At 31.7% G+C, this 24,194-nt stretch carries 22 protein-coding genes and 1 riboswitch; of the genes, 15 read left to right on the plus strand and 7 right to left on the minus strand.

Annotation, left to right across the window (positions count from 1 at the left end; translation table 11 throughout):
• Positions 1 to 355 precede the first annotated feature (355 nt).
• Positions 356 to 805: a hypothetical protein gene (locus CD036_RS00550; RefSeq protein ID WP_002510570.1), complete on the plus strand. Its 450-nt coding sequence runs from the start codon at positions 356 to 358 to the stop codon at positions 803 to 805.
• Positions 806 to 812: 7 nt separating this feature from the next.
• On the opposite strand, the gene CD036_RS00555 is transcribed toward CD036_RS00550, so the two are convergent.
• Together CD036_RS00555 and CD036_RS00560 are read right to left on the minus strand one after the other, a co-directional pair.
• Complete coding sequence (locus CD036_RS00555; protein WP_021459820.1) at positions 813 to 1,247, minus strand: competence protein ComK; 435 nt, start codon at positions 1,245 to 1,247, stop codon at positions 813 to 815.
• Positions 1,248 to 1,262: 15 nt separating this feature from the next.
• On the minus strand, positions 1,263 to 1,733 hold the full coding sequence (locus CD036_RS00560) for a sigma-70 family RNA polymerase sigma factor (RefSeq protein WP_021459819.1): 471 nt from the start codon (positions 1,731 to 1,733) through the stop codon (positions 1,263 to 1,265).
• 212 nt (positions 1,734 to 1,945) lie between these two features.
• On the opposite strand from CD036_RS00560, the gene CD036_RS00565 reads away from it, so the two are divergent.
• Together CD036_RS00565 and sagB are read left to right on the plus strand one after the other, a co-directional pair.
• The gene (locus CD036_RS00565; protein WP_002510573.1) at positions 1,946 to 2,170 is read left to right on the plus strand and encodes a hypothetical protein; all 225 of its coding nucleotides are present in this window, start codon (positions 1,946 to 1,948) and stop codon (positions 2,168 to 2,170) included.
• 139 nt (positions 2,171 to 2,309) lie between these two features.
• A complete protein-coding gene (sagB, locus tag CD036_RS00570) occupies positions 2,310 to 3,164 on the plus strand; it encodes a peptidoglycan release complex glucosaminidase SagB (RefSeq protein WP_002510574.1) in 855 nt (284 codons plus the stop codon).
• A gap of 711 nt (positions 3,165 to 3,875) precedes the next feature.
• Here the strand turns inward: sagB and CD036_RS00575 are convergent.
• A complete protein-coding gene (locus CD036_RS00575) occupies positions 3,876 to 4,799 on the minus strand; it encodes an osmoprotectant ABC transporter substrate-binding protein (RefSeq protein WP_002510575.1) in 924 nt (307 codons plus the stop codon).
• Positions 4,800 to 4,972: 173 nt separating this feature from the next.
• Here CD036_RS00575 and CD036_RS00580 point away from each other — a divergent pair, with 173 nt between their 5' ends.
• The 5 genes from CD036_RS00580 to ribH all read left to right on the plus strand — a co-directional run bounded on the left by CD036_RS00580 (position 4,973) and on the right by ribH (position 10,220).
• Complete coding sequence (locus CD036_RS00580) at positions 4,973 to 6,448, plus strand: FAD/NAD(P)-binding protein (RefSeq protein WP_021459818.1); 1,476 nt, start codon at positions 4,973 to 4,975, stop codon at positions 6,446 to 6,448.
• Between the two features lie 128 nt (positions 6,449 to 6,576).
• Positions 6,577 to 6,709: riboswitch (FMN riboswitch) on the plus strand.
• A gap of 155 nt (positions 6,710 to 6,864) precedes the next feature.
• Complete coding sequence (ribD, locus tag CD036_RS00585; protein ID WP_002510577.1) at positions 6,865 to 7,908, plus strand: bifunctional diaminohydroxyphosphoribosylaminopyrimidine deaminase/5-amino-6-(5-phosphoribosylamino)uracil reductase RibD; 1,044 nt, start codon at positions 6,865 to 6,867, stop codon at positions 7,906 to 7,908.
• A 6-nt stretch (positions 7,909 to 7,914) separates the two neighbouring features.
• Positions 7,915 to 8,547: a riboflavin synthase gene (gene ribE, locus CD036_RS00590; RefSeq protein ID WP_002510578.1), complete on the plus strand. Its 633-nt coding sequence runs from the start codon at positions 7,915 to 7,917 to the stop codon at positions 8,545 to 8,547.
• A gap of 14 nt (positions 8,548 to 8,561) precedes the next feature.
• On the plus strand, positions 8,562 to 9,743 hold the full coding sequence (locus tag CD036_RS00595) for a bifunctional 3,4-dihydroxy-2-butanone-4-phosphate synthase/GTP cyclohydrolase II (RefSeq protein WP_002510579.1): 1,182 nt from the start codon (positions 8,562 to 8,564) through the stop codon (positions 9,741 to 9,743).
• A 12-nt stretch (positions 9,744 to 9,755) separates the two neighbouring features.
• Complete coding sequence (ribH, locus tag CD036_RS00600; RefSeq protein WP_002510580.1) at positions 9,756 to 10,220, plus strand: 6,7-dimethyl-8-ribityllumazine synthase; 465 nt, start codon at positions 9,756 to 9,758, stop codon at positions 10,218 to 10,220.
• Between the two features lie 245 nt (positions 10,221 to 10,465).
• Here the strand turns inward: ribH and CD036_RS00605 are convergent, their stop codons facing one another.
• Entirely contained in the window at positions 10,466 to 11,464 is a 999-nt protein-coding gene (locus CD036_RS00605; RefSeq protein ID WP_103387795.1) for a proline dehydrogenase family protein, read from the minus strand.
• 260 nt (positions 11,465 to 11,724) lie between these two features.
• On the opposite strand from CD036_RS00605, the gene CD036_RS00610 reads away from it, so the two are divergent.
• The 3 genes from CD036_RS00610 to CD036_RS00620 all read left to right on the plus strand — a co-directional run bounded on the left by CD036_RS00610 (position 11,725) and on the right by CD036_RS00620 (position 14,238).
• A complete protein-coding gene (locus CD036_RS00610; protein ID WP_103387796.1) occupies positions 11,725 to 12,549 on the plus strand; it encodes an alpha/beta fold hydrolase in 825 nt (274 codons plus the stop codon).
• A 175-nt stretch (positions 12,550 to 12,724) separates the two neighbouring features.
• Positions 12,725 to 13,675: an L-lactate dehydrogenase gene (locus tag CD036_RS00615; protein ID WP_021459816.1), complete on the plus strand. Its 951-nt coding sequence runs from the start codon at positions 12,725 to 12,727 to the stop codon at positions 13,673 to 13,675.
• Between the two features lie 161 nt (positions 13,676 to 13,836).
• Complete coding sequence (locus CD036_RS00620) at positions 13,837 to 14,238, plus strand: transcriptional regulator, SarA/Rot family (protein WP_103387797.1); 402 nt, start codon at positions 13,837 to 13,839, stop codon at positions 14,236 to 14,238.
• A 40-nt stretch (positions 14,239 to 14,278) separates the two neighbouring features.
• Here the strand turns inward: CD036_RS00620 and mnmM are convergent, their stop codons facing one another.
• Together mnmM and mnmL are read right to left on the minus strand one after the other, a co-directional pair.
• Positions 14,279 to 14,839, minus strand: a complete 561-nt coding sequence (mnmM, locus tag CD036_RS00625) for a tRNA 5-(aminomethyl)-2-thiouridylate-methyltransferase MnmM (RefSeq protein WP_103387798.1) — start codon at positions 14,837 to 14,839, stop codon at positions 14,279 to 14,281.
• On the minus strand, positions 14,836 to 15,789 hold the full coding sequence (gene mnmL / locus CD036_RS00630; protein WP_021459814.1) for a tRNA modification radical SAM protein MnmL/YtqA: 954 nt from the start codon (positions 15,787 to 15,789) through the stop codon (positions 14,836 to 14,838). Before mnmL ends, mnmM begins: the two co-directional genes overlap by 4 nt.
• A gap of 108 nt (positions 15,790 to 15,897) precedes the next feature.
• Between mnmL and CD036_RS00635 the strand changes: the two genes are divergently transcribed.
• From CD036_RS00635 to CD036_RS00645, 3 genes are all read left to right on the plus strand, one after another.
• Positions 15,898 to 17,076, plus strand: a complete 1,179-nt coding sequence (locus CD036_RS00635; RefSeq protein WP_002510587.1) for an MDR family MFS transporter — start codon at positions 15,898 to 15,900, stop codon at positions 17,074 to 17,076.
• Positions 17,077 to 17,378: 302 nt separating this feature from the next.
• Positions 17,379 to 19,796: a leucine--tRNA ligase gene (gene leuS / locus CD036_RS00640; RefSeq protein ID WP_103387799.1), complete on the plus strand. Its 2,418-nt coding sequence runs from the start codon at positions 17,379 to 17,381 to the stop codon at positions 19,794 to 19,796.
• Positions 19,797 to 19,817: 21 nt separating this feature from the next.
• Positions 19,818 to 20,129 (plus strand): rhodanese-like domain-containing protein, encoded by a 312-nt coding sequence (locus CD036_RS00645; RefSeq protein WP_002510589.1) that lies wholly within the window; start codon positions 19,818 to 19,820, stop codon positions 20,127 to 20,129.
• Between the two features lie 49 nt (positions 20,130 to 20,178).
• Here the strand turns inward: CD036_RS00645 and CD036_RS00650 are convergent, their stop codons facing one another.
• Complete coding sequence (locus CD036_RS00650) at positions 20,179 to 21,438, minus strand: BaiN/RdsA family NAD(P)/FAD-dependent oxidoreductase (protein WP_002510590.1); 1,260 nt, start codon at positions 21,436 to 21,438, stop codon at positions 20,179 to 20,181.
• A 1,497-nt stretch (positions 21,439 to 22,935) separates the two neighbouring features.
• Between CD036_RS00650 and CD036_RS00660 the strand changes: the two genes are divergently transcribed.
• Positions 22,936 to 23,763, plus strand: a complete 828-nt coding sequence (locus tag CD036_RS00660; RefSeq protein WP_002510186.1) for a helix-turn-helix domain-containing protein — start codon at positions 22,936 to 22,938, stop codon at positions 23,761 to 23,763.
• Positions 23,764 to 24,194 lie beyond the last annotated feature (431 nt).

Below are 24,194 nucleotides of genomic sequence, written 5' to 3' on the forward strand. Positions count from 1 at the left end.
GGATATAAATAGCTCAGACTTTAATATAAACGTCAATTTCTATTGAAAAGATATAGAAATTGACGTTTTCTTTATTTTTTGAATGACAAAATATAGTTTGCCCGATGTTGTAATGTGTTGACACCCGGGAGAATAGCATGTGAGAGTGACTACAGGCTCGAACTATACCCCAGGCAAGCTAGCACGGTCAAAATTGAACGTTTTTAAATAAACAAATGAATGTCAGACAATGATATAGCTGTTATCAAGGATAATGTACTTTTAAGATAAAAGATTCTACTATTGAATCATTGTGTTATTTACTATAAACTTTAATGGTAAATTGAAATGAACGAAATAGAGCGAGGTATAGTACATGAGTTCGAATATTTTTCAACAGAAAGTGAAAAAACAGCTGTGGTTTTTGAATAAAAAAGAAAAACGTACTTTACATAAAGTTTTAGAGGAAGCAACTTCAAAAGATTCAGAGGTTGATTTAAAACGCCCAGTAAGGTTTTCTAACCAATTTTTAAAAGAGTTTATTTTTCAAGAAAAAGTCGTTTCAGTGACGACATTGTTTCCTTTATTAATTGGTATTTTGTTTGCCTATATTATTTTAATTGGTGTGTTTTTATTTGGTTTTATTACAAGTTTGACTGCAGTCCAATATTTTATAAAACCGGAAGTGTCGTTATCTCCTCTGGTAGTTATTTTAACACTGATAGGTTCAATTTTATTAGTTATTTTGAGCTTATATTTTATTAAGGTTGCTACTGCATACTTTACTAAAAAGTTATTGGAATATAAACATAATTCGAAATTATAACTGACAGCTAATTATAAGTTTGTTTAAATAAATGGATAAGGACAATACTTTCTTGCCATTTTTTTAGAATCAGATGATAGGGTTCATCGATAGTCAGAAAATGACTGTTATTAAATTGAATAATTGAAGCGGAGCCTTTTGTTTTTACTCCACTTATCGAATGCGCATTGATATAATATTGTATCGGTGCGCGTTTAGGTTTTAGTGGAAATAGAATTAAAGTGTCGTGGATGAAGATAGGTACTAACTTATTAATTTTAAGCATGGCTTTGGCATGTTTGAGTTGTACAGTTAAAGATTTATTATTGATTTCTAATAAATATTTTACTACATTGTAAGGCGTTGTTGGATAAATGTAGTAATGGTTTAAATGTTGACAAAGTGTTTTTGTTTGTGTACTTTTTTGAGTGTGTAAATATAATATATTTGCTGAAGAATGCATATGAACATATTCCTTTCATATTTTAAAATAATTTGAATATTTCACTTGTACAGCCTTTTTATAATTTTTAATTGTAGATAATGATAGTTGCATAATATTAGCAATTTCATATTGCTTATAACCTTGTAAAGATAGCAAGAACCATTGTTGTTCTTTGTGAGATAATTGATTGCTAAACTGTGTATACAAAATGGAGGCTTCAATAGAGGAGAAATTATTCGGAGCTTCTAAGTGGCACAGATTGATATCGACAAAGTGATATTTAAGATGTTTGGAGCGAAATTGATCAATCAAATGGAAACGTAATCTGATATATAAATATGACTCTAATGAGTTGGAATGCTGGGGATTATAATTTACGAGTAATTGCCATAAGTGAATAAATAATATTTGAAAATATTCATCATAATTATACGTGATTTTATATCGTTTTAATAGTTTGTGTATTAACTGTTGTTGCTTTTGCAATTCGATTGAAATTGTCATTATAGTTCCTTTAAGGTTGTAATTACAACTTGAATTTCCGGATATAGAGATTTTATTACGATTAATAGAAATTTTCATTTGCTTAATTAGATAAATAGGTGTTAAATATTAGTAGTAGATAGAATAAATAAACAACATAGCGATTGAATACATGATTAACTCAAAGATATGACATTTTATCTTAATTTTTGTATAAATAGGGAGGTTTCATAATGGATTACGCACACTTAAATTTAGAGCATTTTTTCTCTAGACATGATGACCTAGACATAATAAAAGATAAATCAGATTTTGTAATGATAAATAATACGACCAACGAAATGTTATATCGTGATGGAGATATTGAAGGTACGATTGATTTGAATCGCTATTATTATAAAAATAGATCTCAAGCAGTTAGCTTTATTATGATGGATTATTATAGAAGTCAAGAGTAATGAAATTAAAATTTCATTACTTTTTTTATGAATTTGTGACAACTTAGGTATTAAATTGTCTATTTTACAGTAAAGTGTTAGACTTTATTATCGAAGTCTTATAATTAAATACGATAATTTTGACCTTAGAGGTGTGAACATGACAAAGCATAGTAAAGGCTCTATATTATCAATTATTGGTTTATTGGTAATATTAGCTGTCGTTGTGAGTATCGTCTTTTCAATGATTTCTGATCAAATCTTCTTTAAAGATGTTAAAGAAGTAGAAAAGGTAGAAAATCTCAAAGTTTCTTTAGAAAAGGCGTCGAAAAAACAAATTCATAACTATACTAGTCAACAAGTGTCTAGTAAAGATAATAAAAACTGGCGAGATGCGTCATCTGGAGAAATTAAAGCTGCGATGGATAGTAGTAAATTAATTGATAGCGATACTCAAAAATATCAATTTTTAGAACTTGATCGCTATCAAGGAATCGATGAAAATAGAATTAAGAGAATGTTGATTGATAATCCTACTTTATTAAAACACTCTGACGATTTTATTAAAGCAGCAAAACATAAACATGTAAATGAAGTATACTTAATTTCACATGCATTGCTAGAAACTGGCTCTGCTAAAAGTGAATTAGCAAGTGGTGTGGAAATTGATGGCAAAAAATACTATAATTTCTTTGGTGTAGGCGCACTTGACGAAGATCCTGTTAATACAGGCGCTAAATACGCTAAAAAGCATGGTTGGGATACGCCAAGTAAAGCCATTGAAGGTGGAGCGGCATTTATCCATGATCATTTCTTATCTAAAAAAGAACAAAATACATTATATAGTATGAGATGGAACCCACAAAATCCAGGTAAACATCAATATGCAACAGACATTAAATGGGCAGAAAGTAATGCAAGTTTAATGGCCAACTTTTATAAAGATATGAAAACTGAAGGTAAGTATTTCAAATATTTTGTCTATAAAGATGATGACAAACATAAATCGCAATAATAAAAACTAGAAAGCTGAGATATAAATCTCCGTTTTCAAAATAAGAGGAGACTGGGACAACATTGATTCGTCCCAGTCTCTTTTCATATTGTCAGTAGCTGACTGCATTGAAAATGCGCTTCAAACCGAGCTTGTTTCAACGCTAGTCATTCTTGCCGGGGTGGGAAAACGAAATCATTTTTTTCAAAATCAGATTTCTGTCCCACTTCATGTTTTAGTCGAAACCTTTTTTTCGTGTTGGCAGTAGCTGACTGCATTGAAAATGCGCTTCAAACCAAGCTTTTTTCAACGCTAGTCATCCTTGCCGGGGTGGGACGACGAAATCATTTTTCAAAATGGGATTTCTGTCCCACTCCCTCTTTATATTTTAAGTCTTTTATTTTGAACAAAGGCTGCCTGGTGTATGTTTCAAACATATAGTTTCTTACTATTCCATCGGGTGTCAGCACGTTACATCATCGAACAAATTATATTTTGTTGTTCAAAAGGTAAAAAAGCATCAAATTCTATATATTTTGAATAGAACTTGACGCTTTTTCCAATCAGATTTATGTCCGATCTCGTGATTTTTGTTAATAAACTTTATTTTTTCTAGAGATAAGTAATAATAATAAAAGTGTCGAAATAAATACTTTGAAAATAAGCTTCATGTGATCACATCCTACTCTAAATACTAGCGTTGCCTATTATACATGTTATAAAACAAAATAACTATTCTTCAAAATAATGATGTTTTTCTAAAAAATTCTTGGCAACGACAGCAGGTTCAAGACTTTTACCATCTGCTTGGTAGTTCAATTTTTGCATATCTTGTGTTGAAATTTTATTGTTTAATTTGGCAATAGATTTTTTGATTTTCGGATTGTCTTGTAGAAAATCATTAGGTGCAACTGCACTTGCATCGTATGGAGGGAAGAAATTTTTGTCATCTTTCAACACAACTAAATCATAGGCAGAAATTCGACCATCGGTAGTATAACCTAATGCTACATCTAACTTTTTATTTTTAAGGGCATCATAGACTAAACCAATTTGCATAGGCTTTAATTTATTGAAGCCAAAACCGTAAAATGATTTAAATGGTTTATAACCATCGCCACCACGTTTAATCCAAGTTGAATCTGTACCTACGTTTACTTTATTTTTAATCTTTTTCAGATCTGAAACAGTACGCAAATTATATTTCTGTGCTGTTTCTTTAGTGACCATGAAAGCGAAAGTATTTTCAAACCCATAAGAATCAAAAAATGTTTGATCAAATTTTTTATTGAACAATGTTTGTGTAATTGACATTGCCTTTTGAGGGTTTCTAATAGGTTGCTGTTCTAGTACACCAACTAAATCAGTGCCAGTATATCGTGTGCTAGAGATGTCAGCATCATCATTGATCATTGCGTTATGTTGGATTGTAGCTGAACCTAAATTATTAATAATAGAAGCAGAGTATTCACCATTTGAATCATGTTCAATTTGTTCTTTTAACATGTATGCCATGATTTGTGATTCACTCGTAGCCAAAGCAGAGATTTTGATATTTTTTTGGTTATTGCCACCACCTAAACCGGGTAAATCACAACTTGCTAATATAGAAAAGCTTAATATAATTAATATTGCAAAATACTTTAATCGTTTCATTGATTACCGTCCCATTTAAATTACTTTATTAAAATTAATTTTTTGTATGTAAATAGAGTATCATAGTTGAAAGAAATAATTAACAAGAGCTATGAAAAATTGTTGTATAATGAAATTATTTATAGAATATAGTATTGTTAAATTTATCAGTAATCAATTACAGGAGGGGTCATATGCGAGTAGCAATTATTGGTGCTGGTACAGCCGGTGTATCAGTACTAAGAGAAATGGTTAAATATGAAAAGTTTAAAGATTGGTACGTTGATGTATATGATACACCTAAAAATATGGGGAAGGGCGTCCCATTTCAAAATGACAGTGATCAATTGTTAATTAATTTACCTGCTAAGGAAATGTCTATTAATATCGAAAATCAACGAGAATTTTTCGATTGGTATCAACAACAAAATGTTTTTAAATTTGATAATCCAGAATATTTGCCGAGATTTATTTTTGGCCATTATATGAAGTCTTATTTAAACTATTATTTAAATCAATTTGACAATATTAATAAAATTTCAGAAAAGGTTGAGGAAGTATTTATTAATTCAGATATTGGAGATACACAAGTTTCATATAGCGTGTGTACTAGTATGGATATGACAAGTTGTCGAACTTATGATTGCGTATTTTTAACAATTGGAACATTGTCTTATCACGATCCATATAATTTAAAAGGCACAAGCGGTTATATTCAAACTCCGTATCCAACGTATAACACCTTAGATGAAGTGAAAGACACAGATAACATTGCAGTGATTGGAACTGGTTTAGCTAGTTTAGATGTAATACGCTACGTAGCTGAACACCATCCTAATTTACCTTTAACAGTGACTAGTAGAAGTGCAAAATTACCGCGTGTGCGTGGCAATATGCCAGAATTGCAATTTCAATACATTACACCTGAAAATTTTAATACTATTAAAAAACGACATTTTGGAAATATGCCGTTAACAGAGGCGATAGCATTATTTAAACAAGAATGTGCACATTTTGGTATTTCCTTAACTGAACTATTGAGCAAAGAAAATCGCACCCACGTAGAACAACTCCAATTTGATTTAACGCATGCTGAGGAATTAGGTACGTTACAAAGTTTACTCGAAGGAATTAAAGAAAATATGAATTGGATTTGGAATAGTTTTAATCGACAAGATCAAGAACAGTTTTTAAATCATTATCAACATATACTCAAAGAAAATTCTAATCCGATGCCTCCGAGAACAGCTGAATTACTTATTGCTGAGATTGAGAATCACAACATAGTGATTAAAGCTAATTTACAAAATATTACATATGATGGGCAACATTTTTGTATATCATATGGTGAAGACAAGAACAATTGTGAATACTATGATGTCATTATTAATGCTACTGGCTCAAAGTCACATTTATCTGAATTAGATGGGGATGATCAACTCGTGCTAAATTTAGAAAATAGGCAAGTAATACAAGCCCATCCTTTAGGTGGTATTCAAATAGTACCAGAGACTAACCAAGTAATTAGTCCTAGATATGGCACATTACACCATATGTTTGCATTAGGCCAACTTACAAATGGCATTAACCAATCACGGAATGGCGTTAATATGATAGTTAAACAAGCAGTAGATGTTGTGAAGTTGCTTCTACAGCAATCGAAAGCATAGCTTGTAAAAATAAAAAATAAACCCGACTTTAATAATATGGATTGTTTTTACTGTATAAATAGTGTATTATAATTCATGTAACTTAACATAAAGTTACTTGACTCAAACATCATTAACAATTTCATACGTAATTCTTTCGGGGCAAGGTGAAATTCCTAACCGGCAGTATAAAAGCCTGCGACCCATAAATGTTTAGTATTTATGGCTGATCTAGTTTGATTCTAGAGCCGACAGTTAAAGTCTGGATGGGAGAAAGAATGAAGATATAACACAACACTACTATAGTGTTTATTTGGTCATGCCATTTTACGATAGAGGTATGTCATTATTTAAGTTACACAAATGTTATATAAATATATCCCGCACCTGAAAACTCATGTTTTTCAGGTGCGTTTTTTTATTTAAGAGGTGATAAATTGAGTCAATTTTTAAATTATGCAATAAATTTAGCACACATGGTACAAGGTCAAACAGGAGTCAATCCACCTGTAGGAGCCGTAGTTGTACGTGATGGTCGAATTGTTGGCTTAGGCGCACATTTGCAACATGGTGATAAACATGCTGAAGTTCAAGCTTTGGAAATGGCCAAAGACCTAGCCAAAGATGCAACGATTTATGTGTCATTAGAACCATGTACTCACTTTGGCACTACACCGCCATGTGTTAATAAAATTATAGAATATGGAATTACTAAAGTTGTTTATGCGATGAAAGATACTACATTAACCTCAAATTGTGATGAAATTTTAACTAATGCAGGTATTGATGTGGACTATCGCTTTCAAGAAGATGCAGAAAATTTATATAAAGATTTTTTTACAGCTAAAAATGAACAACTTCCTGAAGTAACTGTAAAGGTGTCTTGTAGTTTAGATGGTAAGCAAGCTACGGATAGCGCACAAAGTAAGTGGATTACTAACAAACAGGTTAAGCAAGATGTTTTTAATTTGAGACATCGACATGATGCGGTACTGACAGGTAGAAATACTATTGAACATGATAATCCACAATACACTACACGTATTGAGAATGGTAAAAATCCTATTAAAGTTATTTTATCTAAATCAGGTACGATTGATATGGGGTTAGATATTTTTACAGATCCACAATCTAAAGTATGGATTTATACAGAAAATAATAAATTGTGTTCACAAACATCTAATGTAGAAGTAATAGTTCTCGATGATTGTTCCTTAAATAATATTTTAAGTGATTTATATCAAAGAGGTATTGGTAAATTGCTAGTAGAAGCTGGTCCGACCGTGACGTCTGAGTTTCTCCAATCTAGCTTGGTAAATGAACTCATCTTATATTATGCCCCGAAAATTATAGGTGGTTCTGGTAAGTATCAATTTTATCAAACAGATAATGTTCTTGAATTATCAGATATTCCGAATTTTGAAATTGTTAATTCTGAGTTGCTTGAGCAAAATATCAAATTAGAACTGCGAAAGAAGTGAGCAAAGATGTTTACTGGAATTGTTGAAGAAGTCGGTACAATCGAACGTAGTCAAAGTAGTAATGCTGTAGTTGAATTAACTATCACATGTCAAACTATCCTTGAAGATATGCACATTGGAGATTCCATTAGTGTAAATGGTGCATGTTTGACAGTTACTGACTTTACTAACCACGGTTTTACTGTTCAAGTAATTGAAGGTACAGAAGCAAAGACGTATTTAAATCAACTGAAACAAGGTAAGGAAGTAAACTTAGAACGTGCGATGAGTGGACAGGGTCGTTTTGGTGGACATTTTGTCTTAGGACATGTTGACGAAGTAGCGACAATTACACGCATACAAACGTCTGATAATTCAAAAATAGTGTCAATCAAGCCACCGAGTCACATACTTGATGAGATGGTACAGCAGGGTTCAATCGCTGTTGATGGTGTAAGTTTGACAGTTTTCAAACTGGGTGACAAAGAATTCGATATTCATTTAATCCCTGAAACAAGAAAATCAACGATCTTGAATGATAAACGAGTTGGTGATTATGTGCATTTGGAGACTGATATGCTATTCAAGTATGTGCATAAAATAGTTGGTAAGCAATCAACAACTTTAACTGCAGATAAATTAAAAGCTTTCGGTTTTTAAAGGAGGGGCATACTATGCAATTAAATCGAATTGAAGAAGCATTAGAAGCACTGAAGCTCGGTAAAAGTATTATTGTAGTAGATGATGAAGATAGAGAAAATGAAGGTGATCTTGTAGCTGTAACTGAATGGATGCAAGATAACACAGTAAACTTCATGGCGAAACATGGAAGAGGATTGATCTGTGCGCCTGTAAGTTCAGATATCGCTGAAAAATTAAAATTACATCCGATGGTTTCTGATAATTCGGATGTCTATGGCACGCAATTTACAGTTAGTATCGATCATGTCGATACAACAACGGGTATTAGCGCAGCCGAAAGAATGTTAACTGCAAGAGCACTTATTGCTACATCTACAACGTCCGCAACATTTAATAGACCTGGACATCTCTTTCCACTAATTGCGAAAGATGATGGCGTTTTGGTACGTACAGGACATACAGAAGCATCGGTTGATCTAGCACGATTAACAGGTGCCAAACCTGCAGCGTTAATTTGTGAAATAATGAATGACGACGGTTCTATGGCTAAAGGTGATTCTTTAGAAGCCTTTCGTGAGCAACACCAATTAGTAATGATTTCTATAGCAGATTTAGTTGAATATCGAAAACATACTGAATCACATATTGAAGCACGTGCTAAAGTACAAATGCCTACTGAATATGGTGATTTTGATATGATAGGTTTCACAACTGCTAGTTCAAGAGATGAAATTGTAGCAATCATCAAAGGTGAGCCTCGAAAAACTGAAAATGTGCGTATTCATTCTTCTTGTATGACTGGTGATATTTTTCATAGTCAACGTTGTGACTGTGGTGAACAGTTGGCAGAATCAATGAAATATATTAATGAGCACGGGGGTGTGATTTTATATTTACCGCAAGAAGGTCGTGGCATTGGATTGATTAATAAATTAAAAGCTTATGAGCTCATTGAACAAGGTTATGATACTGTAACAGCTAATCGAGCATTAGGTTTTGAAGATGATTTAAGAGAATATAAAGATGCGGCAGCAATTTTAAAATATTTTGGTATAGAAAATGTGAATTTGTTGAGTAATAACCCAACAAAATTTGCTGGTTTAGAAGATTATGGCGTGAACATTGCACGACGCGTAGAAATCATTGTACCAGAAAACGAACACAACCATAGTTATATGGTTACAAAAAAAGAAAAAATGGGTCACTTAATATAGGAGGATTTAATTATGAATTTTGAAGGTAAATTAATAGGCACGGATTTAAATGTAGCAATTGTAGTGAGTAGATTTAATGACTTTATCACTGGACGTTTATTAGAAGGTGCTAAAGACACATTAATCAGACATGAAGTAAATGCTGATAATATTGACGTAGCATATGTACCAGGTGCGTTTGAAATCCCATTAGTTGCTAAAAAGTTAGCTGAAAAAGAGAAATATGATGCAGTTATTACATTAGGTTGTGTTATTAAAGGCTCAACATCACATTATGATTATGTCTGTAATGAAGTTTCAAAAGGTATTTCAAGAGCTAATGATGTAACAAATACGCCAGTTATTTTTGGTGTGTTAACAACAGATAATATCGAACAAGCAGTAGAAAGAGCCGGTACTAAAGCTGGAAATAAAGGTTCTGAAGCGGCTATCAGTGCAATTGAAATGGCTAATTTATTAAAATCTATAGATGCATAATTTATAAATTATTAAGAGTTTGGGTTATCAACAACCAATTCTCGAATGAAAAGGACGAATTCATATGACAATGGATTCGCCTTTTTTATATTAAAATATTACCGTAAAATTTCGTCACAAAATATATAACTTAGTGCTTACAGTAAAAGAAAACGTCAATTTCTATCGTATTAAAATAGAAATTGACGTTAATAAATTAGTCAATAATATTAATATTCTAGCACCTTTAGCATCAGTGGCAAAAATTATTTTGCCTTTTTAGTGATGATACTTAATAGCGATCCAACAGCTACAGTAGCACCAGCGATAATACCTAGTTTTTTAAGCATTTTAGGAGAAGTAAACTCCTTATAAGCTAAAACTAAGTTTTGTGGTCGTTCAGCTAATCTACGCATAAAGTAACTAAACCAATCATCACCATATGGGACATAAATACAGAAATTATAGCCTTGTTTAGCGATTTCTTCAGCTAATTCTGTACGAAAACCATATAGCATTTGAAATTCAAATTGTTCTTTATCTATGTTATTGTCTTTAGTAAATTGTTTAACATGATTTATTATTTGATTATCATGCGTTGCTATTGATGTAACGTGATTACAATTAAGAAGGCGTTTTTCAATAATATTTATATAATTTCGATCAATTTCATCTTTTGTTTGATATGCGATGAATTCATTTTCTTTATATGCGCCTTTAACTAAGCGTAAACGCAGCTCAGGGTATTTATCTATTAAAGCTTCTGCTTTAAATAAATATGCTTGAATTACAGTACCTAAATTTTTAAATTCACCTTTTAAACGGTCAACTGTTTGAATAACATCGAGTAGAGAATCATACTTCTCAGTATCGATATTTATGTGCATATTTTTAAATTCATTAGCTTTTAGCAAAATTTCTCTTAAATTGCGATAAGCTAAATCTAAGTCAAATTCAGCTCCTAATTGACTGATTTTTATAGACATATGTGCATCTAAATTATAATTATTAATGGCATACATGACTTCTAAGATTTGGTCTTTAGCCATGATTGCCTCTCCTTCAGTAGAGACATATTCTCCGAGGTTATCAACAGTCACGACGATACCTTTTTCATTTAGTCGGGAAATGGTTTCTACCAAAGCTGGAATGGTGTTGCCTGCAACAACTTTATTAGCACCAAACATGGGTCCTAGTTTTTTAGCAGTGTTGTTTAAGGCCTTGTTGTTTGATAAAGCAATGAAAAAATTTTTAATGATTGGCATATGTATTCCTCCATTCTCACAATTATATTTAGTTCTATTTAAGTGTATCATGAATTTATTAGGGAAGAAATCGTTTACAAGTTGATTTTATACAAAATTATTTACTTAATACACAAAATTAAGTAACAATAAAAATGTTGGTGTTATTTTTCTATTTTATAGGTGTAAAGTTGAAGATGATACACATTAAAATGGAAATTTTATAGCAGTATTTGATACAATTAATATAATGAATTCTATTGAGAAGGGGAAGTATTGACATGTGGAAGTGGGAAACAGAGAATGAAGCAAAAGGTGTAGTTGTTATTGCACATAATATGTTAGAACACACAGGTAGATATGCTTATTTAATCACTATGCTTCGCCGAAATGGATATCACGTTATAATGGGCGATTTACCTGGTCAAGGTCAAACTGCGAGATCAAATAAAGGTCAAATTGAAAGTTTTGATGTCTATCATGAACATATTTTAGATTGGATTAGGATTGCTAATGAATATAAAATACCTACATACATTTTAGGCGTTGGTCTTGGAGGATTAATTGTTTTAAATCTATTAGAAAAAGTAGAGGTACCTGTAGAAGGGTTAATGTTAATTTCACCATTATTGGAATTCAAAAAGAACAATAAAGTTAGAAAAGGTAAAGTAATTTCTAATATTGGAAGATTAGTTAAAGATACTCGCTTTAATATGGGTATAGAAATTGAAGACTTAACTAGAAACGAAGAAGTTATACAAGAAACTAAAGAAGATCAATTGATGTTAAGTAAAGTGAGTTATAATTGGTATAAACAGATTGTCGAAGTAATGAAAGAAACTGTGCAGCATTTGCAAGATATTGATCCTATACCTACACTAGTTATGTCTGCCAGTGAAGATAAAATAAGTGATATTAAAGTCACGGAAATGCTGAAAGATAAAGTTAAAACAAACGAGTTATATTATAAAGTTTGGCCAGGATTTTATCATGAAATTCATAATGAGCCAGAAAGAGATGAAGTCATGCGTTATATTTTATCGTTTTTAAACAATAGTGCGAGTACTATGGGTTTTATCGTTAACGATGAAAATAATGTATCGTAAACATTAAAATATAAAGTTATGACAAAGCGGTTTAATTTATATTGAATATAGATTAAATCGTTTTTTTATTAATATATGTGAAAAGAATCACAAAAATATTGAAAGTTTGTGATCGATTTGATATAGTTTAAATGTGAAAAAAATCACATTATCTTACTGTATAGGAGAGATGGTTATGAATGTTAAACATGGAAATAAAGTAGTATTAGTTGGAAATGGTGCTGTCGGTTCTAGTTATGCGTTTGCTATGGTAGTACAAGGTATAGCAGATGACTTAACGATTATTGATTTAGATGAGACAAAGGTAACTGGAGACGTTGCAGATTTAAACCATGCGGCTCCTTATAGTTCAACAACAGTAAATATAAAAAAAGGTGATTATAAAGATTGTGCAGATGCTGATATTATTGTGATTACAGCAGGTGCAGCTCAAAAATCAGGAGAAACTAGACTAGACTTAGTAGAAAAAAATGCTAAAATAATAAAGTCGATTGTTTCTACAATAATGAAGTATCAATTTAATGGGATATTTTTGATAGCTTCAAATCCAGTTGATGTTTTAAGTTATGTTGCGTATAAGACCTCTGGCTTACCGAAAAATCAAGTAATTGGTTCTGGTACAGTGTTAGACACAGCAAGATTAAAGCATCAGATTTCAAAATATGTAGATGTTGCCCCAGCTAACATTGATGCAAATATCATAGGTGAACACGGAGATTCTGAGCTTGCAGTATGGTCACAGGCGCATATTGCAGGTCAACCTATACTTGAAATATTAAATAATAATTCACGAGACAAACAATTGATAGACACACTATTTTGTAATACACGAGATGCAGCATATGAGATTATCCAAGCTAAAGGAGCAACGTATTATGGGATTGCTCAAGCCTTGGTTCATATTACTCAAGCCATTTTAAAAAATCAAAATATTGTGCTAACTACTTCTAGTTATTTAGAAGGTGAATATAATCAACATGATGTATATATTGGTGTACCAACGTTGTTAAATAGAAATGGGGCAGTAAACGTCATAGAAACACCATTAAATGATCATGAAAAATTATTATTTAATGATTCAACTGAAATTTTAAAAGAAATGCAGTCAAAAATAAAGCTTACTTGATTGCATATTTCTTTGATTGAATTTAAAATGTGTATAAGATTAATTTTATTAAAAAATGTAATATTCAATCAGTGAAAGTTGTTCTCAAAAAGAATACTTACCAAAATTAATAAAATTAATTTTTTCATGTTTTATTATTATTTTTATTGGGGGTTATTATTATGGGAAAGGCGCTTCAAAATAAAGTTGAAGGCATCTTAAGCTTAAATCAACTTTTAAATGATGTTGAAGCAATCTTTGACAGTATAAAGAAGGAATATAAGATGTCTAAAGAAGAAGTCTTAATATTGCTTACTTTATGGAAAGAAGGTTCAATGACACTAAAGCAAATGGATGATTTCGTTCATATCAAATCATATAAACGTACACGTACGTATAATGATTTGGTTGAAAAAACGTGGATTTTGAAAGAACGTCCACAAAATGATGAACGTACAGTAATTATTCATTTTAATGAAGATTTAAAAGAGAAAAGGGAAGCTCTTTTAGACTTCATTAAAGATGAAATTGCAGCTAAAGAAACTAGTTTACAGTCTAGTTTAAAATCTATCTTAAATGTTTAGAGCAATAAAAAACCTCAGAACAATGTTCTGAGGCTTTTTATTATCTTTTTTCAATGGCACATATAAAAGGTGGGTTATTTTGTTGATTTATAAATTGATATTGTAAGATATGTGCTTGCTGTTGATTAAAATCATGTAAATATTTCATAAGCGCATCTTTTTCGACAGCGCCTTCTTCATGACCAGAATAAATAACCAAAATTATGATGCCTTCAGTGGCTAACATATTAAAAATTGAATTAATAGCTTCTATTGTAGATGACGGCTTAGTCACTATTGACTTGTCGCCATTTGGTAAGTAACCTAAGTTAAATATCGCTGCGTCAATTGTACCGTTATGTTTGGATGTAAGATGTTTTGACGCATTGGCATGACTATCCTTTATTAGCGTAACATTATGATAATTTTCTGTTTTAGCACTAGTAGCTGCCAGTGCTTGTTCTTGAATATCAAAGCCATAGACATGACCTTGAGGCACTAAGTTAGCTAAAAATAGAGTGTCATTGCCATTGCCACAAGTTGCATCAATGACAATGCTTTGAGGTGTGACATGCGATTCTAATAATGTTTTAGCAAAAGGTAATATTCTTTCTAGTTTCATGGTTGTGTCACTTTTTCAAAATATTTACCTTGGTATGAGTTTCTACGTGCTAATTCATTGTCGATTTCATTTAATACTTCCCATTTATTTACGCTCCACATTGGTCCAACCATTAAATCAATTGGGCCATCTCCAGTGATGCGATGTACGATCATCTCTTTAGGAATAATTTCTAACTGATCACAAACTAAATTTGTATAATCTTCTTGAGACATGAATTCCAACATGCCTTTTTCATATTGCTTAACCATAGGAGTACCTTTTAATAAATGTAGTAAGTGAATTTTAATTCCTTGAACATCCATTTGTGCAACTTCTTTGGCTGTTTCCATCATCATATTATAATTTTCACCTGGTAAACCGTTTATGATATGTGTACATACATTGATATTATGACGTCTCAATTTTGCAACACCTTCATAATATGTTTGCATATCGTGTGCACGATTTATTAAATCAGATGTTTCTTGGTGTACAGTTTGTAAACCGAGTTCAACCCATAAATAAGTTCGTTCATTGAGCTCAGCTAAATATTCTACCACGTCATCAGGTAAACAATCTGGTCTAGTACCGATTGATAAACCAACGACACCTTCTTCTTTTAATGCTGTTTCGTATTTCTCACGTAAAACTTCGACAGGTGCATGGGTATTGGTAAAAGCTTGAAAATATGCAATATATTGACCTTCATGCCATTTTTCGTGCATTTTATCTTTAATCTCTTTAAATTGTACTTCGATTGGATCAACTCTATTTCCAGCAAAATCACCACTGCCTGCTGCTGAACAAAATGTACAGCCTCCATATGCTACTGTGCCGTCTCTGTTAGGACAATCAAAACCGCCGTCTATCGCAATTTTAAAAATCTTTTGTCCAAATTTATTTTTTAAATGATAGTTCCATGTATGATATCTTTTGTCTTCAAAGGCATAAGGGAAATAATTACCCATTTTACATTTTCCTTTCTAAAATCATTCTAGTTAAAGATTTTAACATATTTTAGTGTTATATTGTTTACTGTATGAGTAGATTTTTATAATTAGAGAGGGGCTTTATGTATGAATATGCCTAAATCAGTGTGGTGGCTCGTTATTGGTATGGCATTAAATATAACAGGCTCAAGTTTTTTATGGCCATTAAATACGATTTATATGAATGAAGAATTAAACAAAAGTTTAACTGTAGCTGGTTTGGTATTATTGATTAACTCCATGGGTATGGTTGCCGGTAATTTACTTGGCGGTACGCTTTTTGACAAGCTAGGAGGCTATAAAACTATATTATTAGGCACAGCTATTTGTTTGTTTAGCACAACTCTATTAAACCTGTTTCATGGTTGGCCATGGTACGCTGTATGGTTAGTGTTGCTAGGTTTCGGAGGTGGACTAATCATTCCAGCAATTTATGCTATGGCTGGTGCTGTTTGGCCAAACGGTGGACGTCAGACTTTCAACGCTATTTATTTAGCGCAAAACATAGGTGTAGCTTTGGGAGCTGCACTAGGCGGATTTGTTGCTGAGTTGAGTTTTAATTATATATTTATTGCAAACTTATGCATGTATATCTTATTTGCTATTGTTGCGATTTTTAATTTTAATATTAACCTTGAAATAAAAGTTAAACCTAATGACAGTCTAACGTTATTTGCAAAAGAAAATCGACCACAATTATTATCTTTACTACTTATTTGCGCCATGTTTAGTATTTGCTGGATTGCATATATTCAATGGGAAAGTACTATTGCGTCATTTACGCAACAAATTAATATTTCAATGGGGCAATATAGTTTGTTGTGGACAGTTAATGGTATTTTGATACTCGTTGCTCAACCTTTAATTTCACCAATTATACGATTGTTAAAAGGCAATTTAAAATATCAAATGTATATCGGTATAGCGATTTTTATCCTTTCCTTTTTTGTAACAAGTTTTGCACAGCAATTTTCTATTTTCATGATTGGTATGGTGATATTAAGTCTAGGTGAAATGTTTGTATGGCCTGCAGTTCCCGCTATTGCGCACAAATTAGCTCCGACAGGTAAAGAGGGCGCTTATCAAGGGTATGTAAATTCAGCATCAACTATAGGGAAAGCAATAGGGCCAGTCTTTGGAGGCGTTATTGTAGATACTTTTAATATGCAAATTATGTTTTTAGCCATGATGGCATTGTTATTTATTGCGCTTGGATTTGTCTATCTGTTTGGAAAATCGGATGCTAAATATGTAAAAAATGACTAATATTATTTCTATAATGCGAGTAACTGTTGATTTTTCCACTTGAAAATCAACCCAATTTCAAATATCATTAGTAATGTATCGGAGTAGTAACTTATCTAACTTTTCTACAGAGAGCTAGGATGGTGTGAACTAGTGTAAAGTGATGAGTGAACTTACCAACGTAATAAATAATGGATTAATAACATCTCTAACTACTTAATGAAATGAGTGCACGAAAGTGAATGAGGGTGGTAACGCGGCTAACGTCGTCCCTTGAAAATTAAGCATAGTTTGAGGTGTTTTTTTATTGAATAGGAGGAAACATGGTGAATTACAATCATAACGAGATTGAAAGAAAGTGGCAGCAATATTGGGAAGAGCATAAAACATTTAAGGCTAGTGATAATTTAGGTCAAAAGAAATTTTATGCTTTAGATATGTTCCCGTACCCTTCAGGAGCAGGTTTACATGTTGGTCATCCAGAAGGCTATACTGCAACTGATATTATTTCTCGCTACAAACGTATGGAAGGATACAATGTATTGCATCCAATGGGATGGGATGCTTTTGGTCTTCCAGCGGAACAATATGCATTAGATACAGGTAACAACCCTAGAGAGTTTACACAACACAATGTAGATACATTTAAACGTCAAATTAAAGAATTAGGCTTCAGTTATGATTGGGATAGAGAGATTAATACCACTGATCCTGAATATTACAAATGGACACAATGGATATTTATTCAACTATACAATAAAGGTTTAGCATATGTTGATGAAGTTGCAGTAAATTGGTGTCCAGCATTAGGTACAGTGTTATCAAATGAAGAAGTTATAGACGGTGTATCAGAAAGAGGTGGACATCCAGTCTATAGACGACCAATGAAGCAATGGGTATTGAAAATTACTGAATATGCTGATCGTTTATTAGAAGATTTAGAAGACTTAGATTGGCCAGAATCAATTAAAGACATGCAGCGTAATTGGATTGGTCGTTCAGAAGGGGCATCAATTCGTTTTGACGTGGAGGGCTTCAATGACACTATTGAAGTATTTACTACACGTCCGGATACAACATTTGGAGCATCTTTCTTAGTTTTAAGTCCAGAACATGAATTAGTTAATAAAATTACGACAGAAGATAGAATAGATGCTGTAACAGCTTATCAAAATGAAGCAGCTAAAAAATCTGATTTGGAACGTACAGGTTTATCTAAAGAAAAATCTGGTGAATTTACAGGTGCCTTTGCTGTTAATCCATTGTCAGGTGAACAGATTCCTGTGTGGATTGCAGATTATGTATTGTCTACTTACGGTACTGGTGCTGTAATGGCAGTACCAAGTGGTGACCAACGTGACTATGAATTTGCACAAACGTTTAATTTACCAATTAAAGAAGTAATTGAGGGCGGTAATCTTGAAAAAGAAGCCTACACAGGTGATGGCCCACACGTGAATTCTGGTGAGCTAAATGGTTTATACAATAAAGAGGCAATTGAAAAAGCAATTGAATTACTAGAAAGACAACAAGCTGGCGAAAGAAAAATCAACTATAAGTTGAGAGATTGGTTGTTCAGTCGTCAGAGATATTGGGGTGAACCAATTCCAGTAATTCATTGGGAAGATGGCTCAATGTCAACAGTGCCAGAAGAAGAATTACCAGTATTATTACCTGAGACGGATGAAATTAAACCATCTGGAACTGGTGAATCACCATTAGCAAATATAGATGAATTTGTTAATGTTGTAGATACAGAAACAGGTATGAAAGGCCGTCGAGAAACAAATACTATGCCACAATGGGCTGGTAGCTGTTGGTATTATTTACGATATATTGATCCACATAATGATAAAATGCTAGCAGATCCTGAAAAATTAAAACATTGGTTACCAGTAGATTTATATATTGGCGGTGTTGAACATGCAGTGTTACACTTATTATATGCAAGATTTTGGCATAAAGTACTGTATGATTTAGGAGTCGTACCAACTAAAGAACCTTTCCAAAAATTATATAACCAAGGTATGATTTTAGGTGAAGGTAACGAAAAAATGAGTAAATCTAAAGGTAACGTCATTAATCCAGATGATATTGTACACAGTCATGGTGCCGATACATTACGTTTATATGAAATGTTTATGGGGCCATTAGATGCTGCAATTGCTTGGAGTGAAAATGGTTTAGATGGTTCTCGTCGTTTCCTTGACCGTGTTTGGCGCTTATTAGTTAACGAAGATGGTACTTTAACAACAAAAATTGTCGATACAAATGATAAATCGTTAGATAAAAGTTATCATCAAACAGTTAAAAAAGTTACGGAAGACTTCAACTCATTAAATTTTAATACAGCAATTAGTCAATTAATGGTGTTCATTAATGATTGTTATAAAGCTGATGAATTATATCGTCCTTATATTGAAGGGTTTGTAAAAATGTTAGCGCCGATTACACCACATATTGGTGAAGAATTATGGTCGAAACTTGGATATAATGAAACAATTACTTATCAGCCATGGCCAAATTTTGATGAATCACTACTTATCGATGATGAAGTTGAAATTGTTGTTCAAGTTAATGGCAAAGTACGTGCGAAGTTAAATATTCCTAAAGATACTTCGAAGGAACAAATGGAAGCTCTTGCTTTTGATAATGCTCAAATTAAAGCTGAAGTTGAAGGCAAAGATATTAAAAAAGTTATCACAGTTCCTCAAAAATTAGTGAATATTGTAGCTAAATAATATAGATTGGAGTTTTTAATAATGGAAACTATAACTATTGAAGAATTAAAGAGTAAGATTATTGATTCAAATCCAGTTCATATAGTTGATGTTAGAACTGATGAAGAAACGGCAATGGGTATTATACCAAATGCTAAAACAATTCCAATGAATCAAATTCCAGAGAATTTAAATTATTTCAATGACCATGACACTTATTATATTATTTGTAAAGCAGGTCCAAGAAGTGAAAGAGTTACTCAATATCTAGAAGAAAATGGTGTTCATGCGGTGAATGTTGAAGGCGGTATGAATGCTTGGGGTTCAGATGGTCTAGAAATTAATAGTATTTAAGTTAAAAAAGCTTTTGATCGTTTTTAAGACGGTCAAAAGCTTTTTACATTTATATGTTAAATTGGGCAGCATTTGAACCGGCAACATGGCCAGTAACTAATGCACTCGTGATATTATAACCACCTGTATAACCATGAATATCTAACACTTCACCACACAAGAATAAACCTGAATTCAATTTGGACATCATAGATTTCGGGTGTATTTCTTTTAATGAAACACCACCACCTGTCACAAAGGCTTTATCTATAGGTAGTGTGCCGTTTACGGTAAACGTGAACCCTTTAAATAAATTTGCTAATGTCAGCAGTTGTTTATTGGAAAGGTGATGAGCGGTAATATCAGATGGAATTTCTGCTTGTTCCAACATAAATAACAAATAGCGTTCTTCTATAATTCCATGTAAACTATTTTTTATCTGTTTATCAGGTTCATCAGCTAATAGTGATTGTATTTTTTCTGTTACTGCGTTAATTGACAAATTAGGAAAAACATCAAGTTCCATAGCAACATCAGTTTTCTTTTGATTTTGTTGTTCTTTATAGACAAACTGACTACAACGTAATGCTGCTGGTCCGCTTACACCAAAGTGAGTAAAAATCATATCCATTTGATGCGTAATACGTTGCTTACCATTCTTTTTTAACACGCTTAAGCCTACATTTTTTAAACTTAAACCTTTTAGCTGTTTACTTTTAATAAATGGCTCAGGTGACGTTATTGGTACTTCGGTTGGGAACAGTGTTGTAATTTGATGACCTAATGCTTTGGCAAATTTGTAACCATCGCCTGTAGACCCTGTTTGAGGTACGCTTGTCCCGCCAGTAGCAATAATAACTGTATGACTCGTAAATGATTTGTTGTCATTAAGTTGAACTGTAAATAGATCATTAGCATTTTTTGTAATTTCTGTAACAACACTTTCCTCTAGAATTTCAACATTATTGCGATGTAATGTATTAACGAGTGTATCAACAACATCTTGTGCTTTATTAGATACTGGGAACATACGTCCATGATCTTCTTCTTTTAATTTGACGCCACGACTTTCAAAAAATTCGATAATCGATTCATTATCAAAAATTGAAAAGGGACTATATAAAAACTTTCCGTTGCCGGGAATGTTTTTAATTATTTCTTCGTAGGGCAGTCTATTTGTAACATTACAACGGCCACCACCAGAAATTTTTAATTTTCGACCCAACCCTTTCTTTTTTTCTATTAATAGTACTTTGTCATGGTTTTGGCTAGCTGCAGCAGCTGCCATTAAGCCACTAGGGCCACCGCCTATAATTATTGTTTGATACATTAGTTAGCCTCCAATTAGAATATACGTTTATTTTAAAGCAATATATGTTTGGAAGCTAGTGAACTAATGATGTTTACTTGCTTTGTCAGCAATTAGGTATATAAACTTAGCTGTGTTAAACACAATGAATTTTGATTTCTTATTATTTTATATGTTAAATGAACTAATAGAATTATATTTAGAAGATAATAATTGTTACAATGGTTTACGTACTTTACTAATTTAAGTTTAATTTTACTTAAGTATTGATTTATTTTACACAGTAATTGTATGCTATATACATTTATATTAAAGTGTCGTACTGTTATAACGTAATGATAGGTGATTATATCATTACATATTTTTCTAATTGTCTAATTATGTTTTGACCAATTTCTAACATAATAAAAAGGCCTTTAAATAGTGTCTTTCAAACTGTCGGCAAAGTTTTTACTTTGTTGGCAGTTTTGTTGTGCACGCTTTCAGCGGGCACTGCTTCAGCCTGTAGTCTTCGGCGAGTGCGATTCCCGCAGGAGTCGGCCCAAGTCACTGCCAATATTATAGAAAAGACCTTAGGAGGACTAATATCTAAAGTCTATTTACTGACAATATAATAAGAGACTATCAACAAATCTTCTGACTTTGTTGGCAGTTTTTTGTGCACGCTTTCGGCGGGCACTGTCTCAGCCTGTAGTCTTCGGCGAGTGCGATTCCCGCAGGAGTCGGCCCAAAGCACTGCCAATATTATATAAATTCAACACTGTTGCTGTTTATTATGTTAAATAAAGCAATTGATAAAAAGATTAATATGAAATGATTGCTATCTCTGAAGGAGTTTCTTATAAACATTGTTATAGTCCTTTAAATAGGGCATTTTTATTTAAAGTTAACGTTATATTATTAATAGCAACACAACAAAGCCACCTAGTTATAGGTGGCTTTCAGTCATTAAATATAGTTATTTCGCAAAATGTATTATATTTCGCTATTGGAGAACTTTCTTTATATTATCAAATATTAATCGCTAATGTAGCTAATTTAAAAAAGCAGAAAAAAATAGATTAATTAAAGTAAAAAAAGAGCGATGAATCGAAATAATCACAATGAGTGTATTGAATGATTATGTGTAATTAATTTAATGAAGTTAAATTCGTTTTAAATTTTTTACTTTTTGAAGCTGAATATTTACTAAGTAGTGAAATTGCCTAGTAATATTATATAAAATTATTCTAATATTATATTTATAAAGTGAGTTTGACAACATATATATAAATCTTAATGATTTATTAATTTTTTTGAGGTAGATTTAATGTATATAAACACAATTACTGGCAAAGAGATTGAACAGTTAAGCAATCGATACAGTAAGATAATATTTATATATTTATTAGAAATTTACTGTTATTACATAGTATTAGAAGTTATAATATTAAATAATTTAAATTGTACTTTAATATTAAGAGCTTATTAATTAGTTGAATATATTTATAGAAATTTTAAAAATAAAAGAGGGATATTATGGATTATAGCTATAAAATTCATGAAAAAAATGTTGAAATTAATGAAAATTTAGATGAAGTTAAAGTGATATATATATTATCAGGTAAGGCAGAACTACATGATAAAATTTCAGTTGAACATTTTGAAGAGAATGAATTTTTGATTATTGAGCCTTATACCTCTCCGAAACTTTTAGTTACTACTGGCATTGTGATGGAAATAAGCATTAATAAATTTAGTTTTAACCGTTTTTCGTTGTATAAAATGAGGCAGTTGGATGTCGAAAGTCAACAATTAGATTTAGCAATAAAGAAACAATTTTTAGACACAGTTATTTATTTGTATGAAGAGGATTTCTTTAATGCCGATATTAATGTAGTTAAACTTATTAACTATATTAGGGCTGCGCAATACTATTCACAAGATAACTTAGGGATTAATAATAATTTGATCAAAACGATTTTGAAATATATTTTTGAACATCACAAAGAAAATATAACATTATCTAAAATTTCTAAGGTTTTTTATGTTAATCCGAGTTACTTATCGCGTGTTTTTTCTGAAGAAATGAATATTTCTATCACTAAGTACATTATTAAAGTTAAAATTTATCGCTTAGCCGTAGAAATGTTAACAATGGATACAACTAAAGATTTGTGGAGAAATTATGGTTATAAATCATATTCTACATTCTCAAAAAATTTTAAAAGTGTATTTATGAAATCACCGGAACAATTTTTGGAAGATTATAAAACGCCTGATGTTAAAGAAAGCTATGACTTTAAGTTGAATTTTGATTACCTCAAGCAATTATCTCAAAAGATTGATAATGCTATACAATCTTAATGTCGTGGTAATTTCTTCATTAAGATATTATCATAATAATACATAACTGCTGATTTTATTATGTTGTTAAAATTATCGCTAATAAAACATGCATTATTCATATAAATTTAGGAGGCTGGGATAATATTAATTTGTCCTAGTCTCATTTCACATTGATAAGAGCTGACTGTATTGAAAATACACTTCAAATCAATCTTTTACAATGCTAGTCATCTATGCCGGGGTGCGACGACGAAATCTTTCTGTCCCACTCCTTTTTCATATTTATATTTCCTTATTATTAATATGTTTGTATTACTACATAATATGACTTATTTTATGTTTAAAAACATGATAATATAGATTTTTCAATATAACATCAAACGTTTGTATGAATTGCAACATAAGGGAAAGTTGAATTTGTAAACACGCTTTTAAAAAATAGTTATAAC

It is taken from the genome of Staphylococcus arlettae (assembly GCF_002902345.1).
Lineage (GTDB): Bacteria > Bacillota > Bacilli > Staphylococcales > Staphylococcaceae > Staphylococcus > Staphylococcus arlettae.